Below are 14,678 nucleotides of genomic sequence, written 5' to 3'. Positions count from 1 at the left end.
AGCTAGAGACTCGTTTTCGGGGTTTTATTATATCTAAATATACGAATTAAATACCTGATAAACAAGCAGTTGCGTCAATTCTGAATGCGCCTATTCGAGGGCTTTTTTATTGCAACTAATTATTGAGATCAATTTTGTGATAAGTTACATTTTTAGATAAATCGAGGGAGATTTAGTCTAGAAATACTTATAAAAAACCCCTCTGGAGAGGGGTTTTTTTTGGTTGGTTAAGTAGGAGTTCAGTTGAAATTGGAATTTCTAATTTCTTTTATATTAAGTGCCAATTTGGGGAAAAAGGACTTTTGAATATTAAAGCAATAACACAATTTGGGGGCAATGTTACTACATAAATACAATGTAAAGATAGCAGCTAACTGTGGCTTATATCAATTTATGTTGTGAAAGTCCTTCAAGTTGTGGTGAGTAGAATAAAGGGTCTAAATCTATCGACCAACAACTATTCTTTATTAGAAATTATAGTTAATACTCATCCAAATTTTCGGGATATAAGAAATCGTTGTATGGGAATCGAGTGATATGTATATTCTTTACCTCATCATAGACCCTTTTTCTGAAATCCTCAAAGTTTTCTTGGTTAATAGCCGATATGAATATAGCATTATCCCCCACACGTTTCATCCAAGTTTTCTTCCACTCCTCTAAGGTGAAGTGTTTACTTGTCCTTTCAGTAACTAAATCATCCTCATCAATAGTCTCATGCTTGTATTTGTCTATCTTATTGAAGACCATAATGATCTTTTTATCACTACTTTTAATCTCCGCCAGAGTTTGGTTTACAGACTCAATATGATCTTCAAAACTGGCATGGGAAATATCTACAACATGTAAAAGAAGATCTGCTTCCCTAACTTCATCCAAGGTGCTTTTAAAACTTTCTACTAGCTGTGTAGGCAGTTTCCTAATAAATCCTACCGTGTCGCTTAGTAAAAAGGGGAGGTTACCTATAACCACCTTCCTTACTGTGGTGTCTACGGTGGCAAAGAGTTTATTCTCAGCAAAAACCTCACTTTTACTTACCACATTCATTATTGTAGATTTACCAACATTGGTATATCCAACTAAGGCTACACGTACTAAGGCCCCACGATTTCCGCGCTGGGTCTCCATTTGCTTATCTACCTTGGTTAGCTTTTGCTTTAATAAGGAAATACGGTCACGTACAATTCGTCTATCGGTTTCAATTTCCCGCTCTCCAGGACCTCTCATACCAATTCCCCCTCTTTGTTTATCCAAGTGGGTCCATAATCCTGTTAAGCGTGGCAGTAAATATTCGTATTGGGCCAGTTCTACTTGGGTGCGGGCATAGCTGGTCTGCGCTCTTTGGGCAAATATATCCAATATCAAACTGGTGCGGTCCAATATCTTACACTTCAGCTGTTTTTCAATATTCCGTTGCTGTCCAGGGGTAAGTTCGTCGTCAAAAATAACTGATCCAATATCGTTTTCTTTAACATAGGCCTCTACTTCCTGCATTTTCCCACTACCAATAAAGGTTTTAGGGTTGGGGAGGTCTATACGTTGTACAAAACGTTTAAGGACTTCACCACCTGCGGTATAGGTAAGAAATTCTAATTCGTCTAAATACTCAGTTACTTTTTCTTCATTTTGGTCCTTATTCATTACTCCTATAAGAACCGCTGTTTCATGATCTATAGTGTTTTTCTCTAGCATATATCTGTTTATATATACAAATCTAATGAATAGTTGGGAAGGGTTTTGCTAATTTAGCATTCCATTAAACGATTTAGATGGATTTTTCGATTTTTAATAGGAAATCGGTGCAAAACGTGTACACTATTGCGTTTTATAACCTTGAGAATCTGTTTGATACCACAGTGGATCAAAATACACTGGATCTAGATTTCACTCCTAATGGATCTAGGAAATGGACCACAAGACGGTATAATAGAAAATTGGAGAAATTGGCAGCGACCATTCCTAAGATTGGGTTTGATGCAACAGGAAAGCCTCCAGTGCTCGTGGGTGTTGCGGAGATAGAAAAGGGTAGCGTAATACAAGCACTATTGGAAACCGAGCCTTTAAAGGAACATCACTACGACTATGTACATTACAAATCTCCCGACGATAGAGGTATGGATACTGCTCTGATTTATCATAGGGATCATTTTAAGGTTATTCAGTCTGCTCCTATACCGCTAATTATACCTGCCAAGGGAGATAAAGAGGCTACAAGGGATATTCTGTATATTCATGGAATTTTGAATGGGGAAATGGTTCATGTTTTTGTGAATCATTGGCCTTCCAGAAGAACTGGTAACCACGAAACGGATTATAAGAGGATTGCAGCTGCCAAAACAATTATTTCCTATATGGAGTTTATTGAGGAGGAGTTTAAGGATCCCAATTACATTGTAATGGGTGATTTTAATGATGGGCCTGGCTCGGACAGCATACAGACACTTGTGAATATAGGAAAGTTATATAATCCAATGGAATCCTTGCGCTCCCCTAGCCGTGGAAGTGTTAGTTATAGAAGGTCTTGGAACCTATTTGATCAAATATTGATCTCTCATAACTTTTTTAATTATAAAGAAGGAACCCACAGCTTTTCTAGTGCCGATATTTTTGACAAGTCGTTTTTAATGGAATCTAAGGGCAGGTATAAAGGCAAGCCGTTTAGAACCTATGTAGGGGAAAAATATAATGGAGGTTATAGCGATCATTTTCCAGTTTATGTGCAGTTGGAGCTAAATTGATAGAGTAGTTTATACTTTAACTCCATTAATATAGGCTTGCTCTGAGGTAATTATTGATTTTTAAATCCTAAACGCGCTTAATCTCATCTTCTTCCAATAGGTTGTCTCCACGCAGCCTTAAAAAGACCTGCGCTGTGGTGATAACATCTAACTCACAATATTTAATGATTCGCTCCAAGTCGTTCTCCTGGTAGTAGACCTCTTTCACCATACTCCCATCTATATCTTCTTTTGGGGAGGGAATACCAAGAACATTGGCCATAAGTTTTAAGGACGTATAGTGTTTATAATCGCCAAATTTCCATAGTTCCATGGTGTCTAAATGTGAAATTTCCCATGGTTTTTTACCAAATAGATTTAGTTTTTCAGGTAATGCAATTTTATGAATGATCATTCGCCTGGCGATATAGGGAAAATCGAATTCCTTTCCATTATGTCCGCAGAGTAGATGTGTAGGGTGACTAAAATGAGTGTCCAACAATATTTTAAATTCTTTTAGGATGTTGCATTCTTCCCCGTGGAAAGAGGTTACTCTAAAGCTCCGTTGGTACCCGTTAATTTTAAAATACCCTACGGAAATGGTAATTATTTTACCAAACTCGGCCCAAATTCCAGCGCGGTGATAAAATTCTTCCGCGCTGTAATCGTCCTTTCGTTGGTATTTGGATTTCTGTTCCCAAAGTTCTTGTTTCGCCTCCTCTAACAAATTGAAATTTTCCTGTTCTGGAACGGTCTCAATATCCAAAAAGAGAATATGTTCCAAGTTTAGTTTTTGTAACATAGGGTGGGTTATTTTATAACGTTAGGTAATATACAAAAATGAATTAGGTTCAAAACTTCGAATAACACTGGAAATGTGTAAACTTGGAATTAATGCCCTTACCATCTCTGTTCGAATATTTTTGCTTGTCGATTTTTACTTACTAAATCACATGAGATATATACTTTGAAATCCATATCTAAGGGTGTAGGCTGTGCCATGTGTTCTGGCTGATTTTGAACCTCTGACTGAATCAACTTCTCTTAACAAAACCCCATTTTTTGATGCTTTAGTTCTTTATCCATTAATAACAGTTAAAAGTTTAAAACCGACTAACAGGTCGGTCTGGACTATAGGTATAGAAATGGATTTTGTAGAAAATTTCATGGTATGCAGATAGTACCGATATTGCACTGATAATTCCTAAAATTGGTGTGTTATTTTTGGTGGTTGCCGACTAAGTAGTTGGTAGATTTTAGAAGAGAGACTGTTGTTTTGCCGGACTTTCATGCTCTAAAAGCCATTTCTTTCGTGATAATCCCCCTGCATAACCGGTCAGTGATCCGTCACTACCAAGAACCCTATGGCACGGGATTACGATCCATAATGGGTTTCTTCCATTGGCCGATGCTACCGCCCTTATCGCTTTTGGATCACCTAAGGTTTTGGAAAGCTCCAGATAGGAGGTGGTCTTACCGTAGGGAATTTGCTCCAGGGCCTGCCATACGTTTTTTTGAAATTTGGTGCCGAGAGGGTTTAATTGCAAGCTAAACTGTTTTCTACTGCCTTCAAAGTATTCTATTAGCTGGTATACGGCATCCTCTAAAACTTCAGGTATAATATCGGTCAATTTTTCATCGCCATCTAAGATGGAAATATCAGTTAAGCCATTTTCATCGCCTTGCAATTTGGCAACCCCTAGTGGAGTTTTTATGAAGGCGGTTTCCATTATTCGTCCTGATTCTTATCTTCTGTTATTCCTAATTTTTTTGCCCTTTCGCTCCAGTTTTTACGTGCTAGGTGTTGTAAGTCTTCAACCCTATCGTTTTCATCCATAATTTCCGAACCCAGTAAGGTTTCAAAAATATCTTCCATGCTTATCACTCCGCTAAGAGAACCGTATTCATCTACTACCAATGCTATATGTTCATTTTTGGATATAAAGGTTTTAAAAAGTTCTGGGATGGGGGTCCTACGATTGCTCACCAAGATATCCCTTTTTATGGAGGACAGTGGTGCGCTCCCATTATTGCGAATAATTTCTTCCAGTATATTATCCTTAAGTACAAAACCGCTTATATTATCAATGGTCTGGCTGTATACTGGAATCCGTGAAAAAACCATTTTTGGGTTGGCATCATAAAACTCTTTTATGCTGATGTTTTCGGATGCAATTTTCATTACCGCCCTAGGGGTCATAATATCTTTGACCAAGACTTCTTTAAGGCTTAAGAGGTTTCGAATAATAGTAGACTCCGATTCATGAAATACCCCTTCCTCATGAGCAATATCCGTCATAGCAGTAAAATCTTCCCTGCTTAATACGCTTCCTTCCATGCCTTTGTTCCCTACAAGTTTAGTGAAGAGTTGCAATATCCATAACAAGCCGGTCCATTTTAGTCCCCATACCATGATTTTTAAGGTTTTGGTAGTGAAGTTTACTAGTTGTTTCCAGTAAGTGGCTCCAATGGTCTTTGGGATTATTTCAGAAGCTACAAGAATTAAGATGGTCATAATTGTAGATACCAAACCTACCATTGCACCCTCGGTAAATTCTATACCGAAAAATGATATTTTTGAGTCTTCATAGAGTTCAGAATACACCACTTTTGCCTGCACTCCAACTAATATACCGCCAACGGTATGGGCTATAGTGTTTAAAGTTAAGATGGCAATTAGGGGTTTGTCCACATCATTTTTGAGGGTTTCCAAATCAATGGCATATGATTTTCCCTCCTTTTTTTTCAGATTGATAAAGGTTTGAGGAACACTCAACAAGACCGCTTCCAAAATGGAACATAGGAATGAAAAGAGAATGGATATAAATGCGAAAAAGAAAAGTAAGCCCATAAAAGTTGGATAGATTACTAAAGTAAGAATAAAATAATAATCATATGCCAATGTGTAGCATTTGGATTAAAATATATTGAATATGAGTTTAAATTGGGTGAGTAAATTTTGCTTTTATGATTTCTAAACATAGTTCTGGTGTATTTAGTATCACTTAAGCTATAACCGGATAAAATGGAAAAAGCCTTGAAGCGTATTCAAGGCTTTTATATTTAGAATTCTCTTCATTTAGAAGTGACACTCAAGTTCTATTCTATCCCAATAGTTTTACGGCATCCTTAGCAAAATAACTGGCTATGATATTGGCGCCTGCTCTTTTAATAGCGGTCAGTTGTTCCATCATTACAGCATCGTGGTCTAGCCAACCTTTTTCTGCAGCTGCTTTTACCATGGCATACTCGCCCGATACTTGATATACCGCCACCGGCACGTCTACGTGATTTCTTACTTCCCTAACAATATCTAAATAACAGAGTCCTGGCTTTACCATGACAATATCTGCGCCTTCATCAATATCCATTTCTGTTTCCCTAATGGCCTCTAACCTATTGGCATAGTCCATCTGATAGGTTTTTTTGTCTCCAAATCCAGGGGCGGAATCCAAAGCATCTCTGAAGGGACCATAAAAGGCACTTGCGTATTTTGCACTATAGGCCATGATGCCCACATTGGTGTACCCTTCATCTTCCAAGGCCTCGCGGATACTTAAGATCCTTCCGTCCATCATATCGCTAGGAGCTACAAAATCGGCTCCTGCTTCGGCATGACTCAGGCTCATCTCAGTTAGTATCTCTACGCTATCGTCATTTATAATTATCCCGTCTTCTACAATACCATCGTGACCGTAAGAGGAATAGGGGTCAAAAGCCACATCCGTCATTACCAGCATTTCCGGACAGGCATTTTTAATTGTTTTTATGGCGCGTTGCATTAACCCTTTTGGGTTTACCGCTTCCTTACCTTTGTTGTCCTTTAAATTCTCCGGAACCATGGCAAATAGTAGAACGGATTTTAATCCCATTGCCCATAGTTCTTTTACTTCTTTCTCTAACAGGTCCAGACTTAATCGAAAGTAGTTGGGCATAGAGGGAATCTCTTGCTTAACGCCCTTTCCTTCTACTACAAAAAGGGGCACTAAAAAATCGTTTGGAGTGATAATCGTTTCCCGAACAAGAGAGCGAATTGCCTCATTGGTGCGGAGTCTTCTATTTCTTATTAGTGGGTGCATATGTATATATTTTTATTATTCAAAGATAAGGGAACTACTTTTAATCTGTAAGGGTTTGTAAGGCTTTATTGGGCCAATCCCAGGTACTGCCAGATGCCGTTTTCCTTTATAAAGTTAGACTTCTCATGTATTACGTCCACCTTGCCATTTTCAAAGAAAAAGGCATTAAAGGTAACCGTGCCCTTGGAGTCATTTTTTCTTCCTTTGGTGGTTTCCAAAACTTCTAAGCGGATCCAACTAACAGATTTTGCCCAAGCTATTATGGAATCCTTTTCCTTTAAAGATCTGCTGCTTTTGTGGTGGCTTTCCATAAGATAATCGCCATTGGCCAATACAAAGGCGGAATATCTTGAGCGCATCAATTGTTCAGCGGTAACTACTTGGGATAAATTTTTGTGTGCCACTTCACAGCATTCGGAATAGGGTTTCTGGGTTCCGCAAGGACAGTTCATGATATTTTCATTTGTGGTTTTCACTTATTTAGCGCGATTAAAGACTTGGAATCCTATCTAGATGAATCAGAACCTTCTTTTTTCTGCTGGTCGGAATGTTTTGTTAGAATTGCTTTTAAGCGCTCCTTTCGCGTTTCCTGTTCTTTTTTTAGCTTATTTTTCTTTCGGTTAACCTGTTTGGTATGTTTTGCCTTGTTCAGGGTGTTCTTTTCTTTTCCTTTCTTTCCCATGAGGTTATTTCGTTTATTAGACCCATTCCTTTGGTTGAGTCAATACGTTTATTAAGCGTTCTTCTTCGCTTCCTTTTTCTGGATGATGGTCATATCGCCATTGTACATGCGGGGGTAAGCTCATTAAAATACTCTCTATCCTTCCATTGGTCTTTAGTCCAAAAAGAGTTCCTTTATCGTGCACTAGGTTAAACTCAACATACCTTCCACGACGGATTTCTTGCCAATTCCGTTGTTCTCCGGTATAGGGCAGATCCTTTCTTCTTTCTACGATAGGCACGTATGCCTCCAGAAAACTATTACCTACCTCGGTTTCAAAATTATACCAATCTTCCATGCTCATTTGGTCTGTGGTTTTAAGGTAGTCATAAAAGAGTCCGCCTACTCCGCGGGCTTCATTCCTATGGGTATTCCAAAAATATTGATCGCACTTTTTCTTATAGGCGGGATAAAAGGTAGTATTGTGTTTGTCACAGGCATTTTTGCAAATGGTATGGAAATGTATGGCGTCTTCATCAAACAGGTAGTAGGGAGTAAGGTCTTGTCCGCCACCAAACCATTGGTCTACAATATTTCCTTCTTTATCATACATTTCAAAATAGCGCCAGTTAGCATGTACAGTAGGCACCATTGGATTTTTAGGATGTAGAACCAAGCTTAAACCACAGGCGAAAAAATTGGCATCTTGTACTCCAAAATAGTTTTGCATGCTTTCTGGCAAAGCGCCATGTACCGCTGAGATATTGACACCCCCTTTTTCAAAAACAGCTCCGTTTTCTATAACTCTAGTCTTGCCGCCACCTCCTTCTGGACGTTCCCATAAGTCTTCTTTAAAAACGGCGGTACCGTCTAGCTCCTCTAATTTGGCGGTTATTTTATCTTGAAGTTGAACTATGTAAGCGTAAAATTTATTTTTCATTTTCTATTTGTATTTGAGACCTACAAGGTTTTGGAAACCTTGTAGGTCGGTATTGTTGTTGCTGCTAACCTGCTAGGTCGCTATTACCTGGTAGGTTTTGGCTTTCTTTTGGGTTTAAAAGGGCGACAGTTCTTGTGGTTGCTGCTGTTACGGAAAGCGGCAAAACTAAAATTACTCCTATAATAGGAATGAATAGGAAGAGCATAAAAACGAGGCCATTTCCTATTGCCAATCCTTTGTTCTGTTTAACAAACCGTACACTGTCCCGATAATTAAAATGACGTTCCAAGGTGTAGTCCATATTTCCGAATCCGGCATAGTATGCCTGTACCAATAAAAGTAAAAAGGGAGATGCCAAGCCTATAACAGGGATAAGTCCAAATAATAGGATGGGAATAGTGAATACTAGTTCCATTCCCAAGTTCCGCATGTTAATGCGAAGTCCGCGCCATAGCTGTTGAAGGAAACTGGTATTTCTATGGCTATGTAGGTCCTTTCCTAGCAGGTGGGCTTCTATTTTTTCTGATACTGGGCTCATATATGGCGCAGAAAGGGCCATTACTAAGTGCTTGTACAGTATAAAACCTAGGACTAGTATCACTAGTCCGCCAAATATCTCACTGATAATCAAGACGGTTTGCTTACCCCATTCCCATGGCCATGTTTGGGAGAAAAATACCCCTACATTATCTGAAAGTCCGTAGGCAGCAGAAAATATAATTGCCGCTGTAATAATACTGATTAGGATGGGTATCCAAAAGTATTTCCAAAGCCCAAGAAGGGAAATGATCTTAAAAGTACCTGAATAGGCTTTGATACCATTTAGTATATTTTTGATCATTTGCTATTTTTTGCGTAAGCGATTAAAGTGGCATCCTTTTATTTTTATACGCTTTCCTAGGATATGGATTTCTTAGTATAGAGCTGGCCTAAGTAGTGATGCCGGTATAAAAATAAAAGATATAACGGAAAGCGCGACCCTTTTTTGCAGGTAGCAAAAAAGGGATACGCCCCATTAAAATTATTAGTTTCCGTATTCTTTTACGGCATCTATAAAGGCCTTGGCATTGTCTAAAGGTATATGTGGAAGAATACCGTGGCCCAAGTTTACTACATATTTATCTTTCCCAAACTCGTTGATCATTTGGGTAACCATTTTTTTGATTTCTGCTGGTGGCGACAACAATCTGTGGGGGTCAAAATTCCCTTGCAGGGTTATATTACCTCCAGATAGGTATCGTGCATTTTTTGGAGAACATGTCCAATCTACCCCTAGTGCAGAAGCACCAGATTTTGCCATATCTCCCAAGGCGAACCAACATCCCTTACCAAATACGATTACAGGCGTCTCGTCTTTTAGCGCATCAATGATCTGTTGGATGTACTGGAATGAAAATTCCTGATAGTCTACTGGGGAAAGCATGCCTCCCCAAGAATCGAACACCTGAACAGCATTTACACCTGCCGTTACCTTAGCTTTAAGATAAGCAATGGTAGTGTCTGTAATCTTCTGTAATAGCTGATGGGCTGCTACCGGGTTAGTAAAGCAAAATTCCTTGGCTTTATCAAAGGTTTTGCTGCCCTGTCCTTGTACTACGTAGCATAAAATGGTCCATGGGGATCCTGCAAAACCGATTAATGGAATATCATCATTCAATAATTCCTTGGTTGCTTTTATGGCTTGCATTACATAATCCAATTCCACATTTACATCGGGGATAATTACATTGTCTACTCCCTTTTGATCTCTTACCGGATTGGGCAAATAAGGACCAAAATTGGGTTTCATCTCCACTTCTATGTTCATTGCCTGTGGGATAACCAGAATGTCACTGAACAAAATGGCAGCATCCATTCCATACCTACGAATAGGTTGTACGGTAATTTCACTCGCAAGTTCCGGAGTTCGGCAACGGGTGAAGAAATCGTATTTATCTCTGATAGCCATAAACTCTGGCAAATACCTTCCTGCTTGGCGCATCATCCACACTGGTGGTCGCTCTACTGTTTCTCCTTTTAACGCTCTTAGGAATAAATCATTCTTTATGCTCATAGTATAAGATTTAATTTCCGTCTCTCCATTTTCAATACTATTTGCGCTTTTAACAAGCATCTACAGATCGGTTCGCGGATTGAACGACTATTAATTTATTTTAGATTTATAATGTTCAACTACTTTTTCTAACACACTTTCTACTGTTGGTTTGTTAGCGATTATTATATTGGAGGTATGCTTTTTAGCTTCTGCGGCAGTAGTGGTTCCTATGCAGAAAGCAATACTGTCTTTTATAGAATTTTTTATCTGATAACTTTCTATCCCGGTTGGACTAAAGAAAAGAATACCGTTAAAATGGGCAGTAAATGCTTTTGGATTGGGGCTATTTTCATAAACCACCTGCTCTTTAAAATGGATGTTGTTTTCTTTTAATCTAGTCGGTATCTCATAACGTCTTTTATTGCCACAAAGGAACAGAAATGACTCATTTCCGAACTTTTCCACCAATATTTTGGATAAATCTGCCCCATAATGGGTTACAACTACTACTTTAATTCTATATTCTTCTAAAAGGGCCTTTGTTTTTTCCCCCACACAATAGGCGGTAATTTGGGAAGTGATAGTGCTAATACTTTCTTCTCCGTTGAGGTTGTTGCTATTTTGCAAGTTTTTTAAATAAGCCTTTACCGTATTCTGGCTGGTAAAGATGATGTGTTTATAAGACGTGTCTATCTCCTCATGTAGGAGGTCTATTTTTAACGAATCATACTCCACCAACTGGAATTGATTATTAGATAGTAGGGCCTTTTGGGACGTACTGAGAATTTTAGTGGATAGAAGGCGTATGCTCATGGATGTCTATTTTTTCCGAGCATGGATTATGCTAGTGTCTTTTTAATTTCTACCATCATTTCCTTGCCGCCATTTTCCAAGACCTCTAAAGCGCAAGCTTTTCCAAATTCCTTATAGTCTTTACTAGGAATAGTTTTTTTGGCAACTATTTTTTCTTTCCCATCTAACGATAGCAGTACTCCTTCAAAATGCAAATTATCATTTTCTAAGATAGCTAGTGCGCCAATTGGTGCGGAGCAACCCCCTTCTAAAACCTGAAGAAATTCTCGTTCCACATGGGTGCAAATTTCCGTGGGATGGTGGTTTAGTTTCCGTACTGCTTCTGTAGAAAAGGTATCGTTTTCCATGGTCACTATTACCATGGCTCCTTGTGCCGGGGCGGGTATCATCCAATCCAGGTCTATATGGTTTTCTGGTAATACTTGAATGCGTTCTAAGCCTGCCTTTGCGAAAATGGCCGCGTTCCAAGTATTATCCTGTAGTTTTTGTAGTCGGGTATTTACGTTGCCCCGTATATCCGTAACACTATGATTAGGGTATTTGTTCAGCCATTGTGCTTGTCTTCTTAGGCTTCCAGTGGCTACGGTGCCTTCACCGTTAAGAAAATCTAAATCCTTATGGACCAAAATATCCTGTGTATTGGCCCTAGGCATTACGGCAGATTGTATAATTCCCTTCGGTAGGCGTGTTGGGACATCTTTCATGGAATGTACTGCAATATCCACCTGACCATTTAACATAGCAATGTCCAGGGTTTTGGTGAATATGCCAACGATCCCCAATTCATAAAGGGGTCTGTTAAGCAATAGATCTCCAGTAGATTTTACGGATACAATCTCGGTTTTATAACCAAGAGCCTCTAATTCCGATTGTACGGTATGGGCTTGCCATAGTGCAAGTTGACTATCGCGCGTGCCAATTCTTATTGTTTTCATTTCGATTCCACTTCTAGTTGAAAAACTCGTTGTATAAGTTCTAAACTGGTATCGGAATCAATTTCTTTGTCCTTTAAATGATTGGCAAATTGCGTGGTGATTTTCTGAATAACACGTTCGGTGACAATATCTGCTTGCTTAGAGTTAAAATTGGTGAGCTTCTTGCTCTGAAAATCCAACTCCTCGTCCTTCATTGTTTTAAGTTTCTTCTTTAGAGCCTTAATTACCGGTGCAAATTTCCTAGTTTCCAACCATTTGATAAAATCTTCCTTTACCTCCTCTATGATCGCTTCGGCCTGAGGGACATATTTTCTTCTGTTCTCCAAGGTTTCATCTGTCATTTGCGATAAATGATCTAGATGTACCACAGTAACGTTATCCAATTCGGTAACATTTTCATCTACGTTCTTGGGAATAGATAGGTCCAAAATTAATAATGGTTTTTTGGTGTGGATCAACTCCTTGGAAATGGTAGGGGTTTGAGCACCAGTAGCAACGATAAGAACATCGGTGTTACGGATCTCCGTTTGTAGGTCCCCATAGTCCTTTACGATCAAATTAAATTTACCAGCAATTTTCTCCGCCTTGTCTTTGGTGCGGTTAATGAGGGTAATATGTGAGTTTTTGGTATGCTTTATAAGGTTTTCACACGTATTTCTTCCAATTTTTCCTGTTCCAAACAGGAGAATATTCTTTTCCGAAATCTCGGGAATCGTATTAATTATGTAATGAACCGAGGCGAAGGCTACCGAGGTAGCACCCGATGAAATTTCGGTCTCATTCTTAATACGTCTACTCGCCTGAATTACAGAATTGCACAACCGCTCCATAAAAGGTTGGGCCATTTTATGCTTTTTGGATCTGTTAAAGCTTTGACGTAATTGACTAATAATTTCAAAATCGCCCAAAATCTGACTGTCCAATCCAGTTCCCATCCTGAAAATATGATTAATAGCGTCGTTATTTTTGTATACATAGGCTACTTCTTGGAACTCCTCCAATGATCCTTGTGTGTTATCGCATAACAATTTTATCAATTGGAAAGGATGTTGGGCAAAACCGTATAGTTCGGTTCTATTACAGGTAGAAGTGACCAATAGATCATCTAGATCTATTAGCTTTGCTTGTTCAAGAAGTCGGTTTATCGCATTCTCGTCCAAACTGAATTTGCCACGAATAACTGCGTCTGCCTTTTTATAGTTAAGGCCTATCGCATAAAATGAACTGTGTTTGGAAATATTATAATCTTTCATAAGATCTCTTCAGAGCGCCACAAATTTAACGGCAACAAAGTTAATAAAATAACGCTAGGAGAACAATAAGTGTCGATTATGGTATTTTAACCTTATTTTAGTATATAAATGCCGCTAATGCTATATTTTAGCGGGAATGAAGGAGTTTTTACTCCATGTTATTTAGAATGCATCTAAATAGATTCGTATATAAAAACAGATTATGGAAGAGAAAAACATCGCTGAAGGTTCCTTTGAGGAGGTTTTTGTTGAAGAAGGTTTTTACTTGTTAAAAATCCAGAACGATAGTATTGATAGTCAGACAGTTACACGAGAGATAGACAGTACGCATATTCAATTTCACTTCTGTTTAAAAGGAGGTGCCAAGTTTATCTTTAATGAAGGGAGGTATGCTTTGGAGGTAACCGAAGAAAATTCTTTGTTACTTTATAATACCCAGATAGATTTGCCTCTTAATTTGGAATTAAACCCTAATTCTTGGATGGTTTCCGTAGTGATGACCATTCGTAAATTTCACTCCCTATTTTCTAAGGAGGCCGATTATATCCCATTCCTAAGTGCGGAGAACAAGGATAAGAAGTATTATTCTCAAGATCCTGTCTCGCCAGCCATTGCTGTAGTTTTAAGTCAGGTTATGAATTACAATTTACATAAATCTATTAAAGAGCTTTATGTAAAGGGTAAGGTATATGAACTTATTTCCTTGTACTTTAATAAAACTGGGGATACCGATATGGAGCAATGTCCGTTTTTGGTAGACGAGGACAATGTAAGACGAATTCGCAAAGCGAAAGAAATAATGATTTCCCGTATGGCCGAACCTCCAACCTTAGTGGAGCTTTCCGAAGAAATAGGGCTTAGTTTAAAGAAGTTGAAGGATGGTTTTAAACAAATTTATGGAGATACTGTTTTTAGTTTTTTGTTCGATTATAAGATGGAGTATGCCCGTAATATGTTGGAAACAGGGAAGTATAACGTAAATGAAGTAGGGCTAAAAGTAGGGTATAGTACGGCTAGTCATTTTATTTCTGCCTTTAAGAAAAAGTACGGTACAACTCCAAAAAAATACCTGATGTCTATGTCCAACGTTTAAGCTATTCTCGTTCAAGAAGTGTGCAATGGGATTTTCTTGGGACGTCTTGCGAGGGATTTTGTGTTATTTAAGTTGATTTATGGTTTTTTACAACCAATTGTCTTTTTAATTGAGTAAAAAAGTAACCTTAATTTCGATTTATTTATCGATAT

At 38.5% G+C, this 14,678-nt stretch carries 15 protein-coding genes; 2 read left to right on the top strand and 13 right to left on the bottom strand.

The genetic code is table 11. The features are described 5' to 3' along the window. Window positions 1-480 precede the first annotated feature (480 nt). Window positions 481-1,692: a GTPase HflX gene (gene hflX / locus G466_RS0109635; protein WP_026813476.1), complete on the bottom strand. Its 1,212-nt coding sequence runs from the start codon at window positions 1,690-1,692 to the stop codon at window positions 481-483. A 77-nt stretch (window positions 1,693-1,769) separates the two neighbouring features. Here hflX and G466_RS0109630 point away from each other — a divergent pair, with 77 nt between their 5' ends. Next, the gene (locus tag G466_RS0109630; protein WP_026813475.1) at window positions 1,770-2,738 is read left to right on the top strand and encodes an endonuclease/exonuclease/phosphatase family protein; all 969 of its coding nucleotides are present in this window, start codon (window positions 1,770-1,772) and stop codon (window positions 2,736-2,738) included. 67 nt (window positions 2,739-2,805) lie between these two features. On the opposite strand, the gene G466_RS0109625 is transcribed toward G466_RS0109630, so the two are convergent. From G466_RS0109625 to hemA, 12 genes are all read right to left on the bottom strand, one after another. After that, the gene (locus tag G466_RS0109625; RefSeq protein WP_026813474.1) at window positions 2,806-3,519 is read right to left on the bottom strand and encodes a 3'-5' exonuclease; all 714 of its coding nucleotides are present in this window, start codon (window positions 3,517-3,519) and stop codon (window positions 2,806-2,808) included. A gap of 454 nt (window positions 3,520-3,973) precedes the next feature. Beyond that, entirely contained in the window at window positions 3,974-4,447 is a 474-nt protein-coding gene (locus G466_RS0109620; RefSeq protein WP_026813473.1) for a methylated-DNA--[protein]-cysteine S-methyltransferase, read from the bottom strand. Then, the gene (locus G466_RS0109615) at window positions 4,447-5,568 is read right to left on the bottom strand and encodes a CNNM domain-containing protein (protein ID WP_026813472.1); all 1,122 of its coding nucleotides are present in this window, start codon (window positions 5,566-5,568) and stop codon (window positions 4,447-4,449) included. Before G466_RS0109615 ends, G466_RS0109620 begins: the two co-directional genes overlap by 1 nt. Window positions 5,569-5,821: 253 nt before the next feature. Continuing rightward, window positions 5,822-6,796: a porphobilinogen synthase gene (hemB, locus tag G466_RS0109610; protein WP_026813471.1), complete on the bottom strand. Its 975-nt coding sequence runs from the start codon at window positions 6,794-6,796 to the stop codon at window positions 5,822-5,824. Between the two features lie 65 nt (window positions 6,797-6,861). Further along, the gene (locus G466_RS0109605) at window positions 6,862-7,272 is read right to left on the bottom strand and encodes a YchJ family protein (RefSeq protein ID WP_308427533.1); all 411 of its coding nucleotides are present in this window, start codon (window positions 7,270-7,272) and stop codon (window positions 6,862-6,864) included. Window positions 7,273-7,301: 29 nt separating this feature from the next. After that, window positions 7,302-7,478 carry a hypothetical protein gene (locus G466_RS24110; RefSeq protein WP_169720748.1) on the bottom strand — a complete coding sequence of 59 codons (177 nt, stop codon included), beginning with the start codon at window positions 7,476-7,478 and terminating at the stop codon, window positions 7,302-7,304. Window positions 7,479-7,494: 16 nt separating this feature from the next. Continuing rightward, window positions 7,495-8,397 (bottom strand): oxygen-dependent coproporphyrinogen oxidase, encoded by a 903-nt coding sequence (hemF, locus tag G466_RS0109595; protein WP_026813469.1) that lies wholly within the window; start codon window positions 8,395-8,397, stop codon window positions 7,495-7,497. A gap of 64 nt (window positions 8,398-8,461) precedes the next feature. Then, window positions 8,462-9,238 (bottom strand): EI24 domain-containing protein, encoded by a 777-nt coding sequence (locus G466_RS0109590; protein ID WP_026813468.1) that lies wholly within the window; start codon window positions 9,236-9,238, stop codon window positions 8,462-8,464. 183 nt (window positions 9,239-9,421) lie between these two features. After that, entirely contained in the window at window positions 9,422-10,450 is a 1,029-nt protein-coding gene (hemE, locus tag G466_RS0109585) for a uroporphyrinogen decarboxylase (RefSeq protein ID WP_026813467.1), read from the bottom strand. 90 nt (window positions 10,451-10,540) lie between these two features. Continuing rightward, window positions 10,541-11,245 carry a uroporphyrinogen-III synthase gene (locus G466_RS0109580; protein ID WP_034235196.1) on the bottom strand — a complete coding sequence of 235 codons (705 nt, stop codon included), beginning with the start codon at window positions 11,243-11,245 and terminating at the stop codon, window positions 10,541-10,543. Between the two features lie 26 nt (window positions 11,246-11,271). Further along, window positions 11,272-12,186 (bottom strand): hydroxymethylbilane synthase, encoded by a 915-nt coding sequence (gene hemC / locus G466_RS0109575; protein ID WP_026813465.1) that lies wholly within the window; start codon window positions 12,184-12,186, stop codon window positions 11,272-11,274. Beyond that, window positions 12,177-13,433 carry a glutamyl-tRNA reductase gene (gene hemA, locus G466_RS0109570; RefSeq protein WP_026813464.1) on the bottom strand — a complete coding sequence of 419 codons (1,257 nt, stop codon included), beginning with the start codon at window positions 13,431-13,433 and terminating at the stop codon, window positions 12,177-12,179. Before hemA ends, hemC begins: the two co-directional genes overlap by 10 nt. Window positions 13,434-13,635: 202 nt before the next feature. Between hemA and G466_RS0109565 the strand changes: the two genes are divergently transcribed. After that, window positions 13,636-14,526 carry a helix-turn-helix transcriptional regulator gene (locus tag G466_RS0109565; protein ID WP_026813463.1) on the top strand — a complete coding sequence of 297 codons (891 nt, stop codon included), beginning with the start codon at window positions 13,636-13,638 and terminating at the stop codon, window positions 14,524-14,526. The last annotated feature ends 152 nt before the right edge of the window (window positions 14,527-14,678 follow it).

The sequence above is a fragment of the Arenibacter certesii DSM 19833 genome, assembly GCF_000429545.1.
Lineage (GTDB): Bacteria > Bacteroidota > Bacteroidia > Flavobacteriales > Flavobacteriaceae > Arenibacter > Arenibacter certesii.
The sequence above is the reverse complement of the archived record's forward strand: the minus strand, read 5'-3'. Positions and strand labels throughout refer to the sequence as shown.

Coding starts and splice junctions, on each gene's coding strand:
- hflX (WP_026813476.1), bottom strand. CDS start 1,692: ATGCTAGAGAAAAACACTATAGATCATGAAACAGCGGTTCTTATAGGA.
- G466_RS0109630 (WP_026813475.1), top strand. CDS start 1,770: ATGGATTTTTCGATTTTTAATAGGAAATCGGTGCAAAACGTGTACACT.
- G466_RS0109625 (WP_026813474.1), bottom strand. CDS start 3,519: ATGTTACAAAAACTAAACTTGGAACATATTCTCTTTTTGGATATTGAG.
- G466_RS0109620 (WP_026813473.1), bottom strand. CDS start 4,447: ATGGAAACCGCCTTCATAAAAACTCCACTAGGGGTTGCCAAATTGCAA.
- G466_RS0109615 (WP_026813472.1), bottom strand. CDS start 5,568: ATGGGCTTACTTTTCTTTTTCGCATTTATATCCATTCTCTTTTCATTC.
- hemB (WP_026813471.1), bottom strand. CDS start 6,796: ATGCACCCACTAATAAGAAATAGAAGACTCCGCACCAATGAGGCAATT.
- G466_RS24110 (WP_169720748.1), bottom strand. CDS start 7,478: ATGGGAAAGAAAGGAAAAGAAAAGAACACCCTGAACAAGGCAAAACAT.
- hemF (WP_026813469.1), bottom strand. CDS start 8,397: ATGAAAAATAAATTTTACGCTTACATAGTTCAACTTCAAGATAAAATA.
- G466_RS0109590 (WP_026813468.1), bottom strand. CDS start 9,238: ATGATCAAAAATATACTAAATGGTATCAAAGCCTATTCAGGTACTTTT.
- hemE (WP_026813467.1), bottom strand. CDS start 10,450: ATGAGCATAAAGAATGATTTATTCCTAAGAGCGTTAAAAGGAGAAACA.
- G466_RS0109580 (WP_034235196.1), bottom strand. CDS start 11,245: ATGAGCATACGCCTTCTATCCACTAAAATTCTCAGTACGTCCCAAAAG.
- hemA (WP_026813464.1), bottom strand. CDS start 13,433: ATGAAAGATTATAATATTTCCAAACACAGTTCATTTTATGCGATAGGC.
- G466_RS0109565 (WP_026813463.1), top strand. CDS start 13,636: ATGGAAGAGAAAAACATCGCTGAAGGTTCCTTTGAGGAGGTTTTTGTT.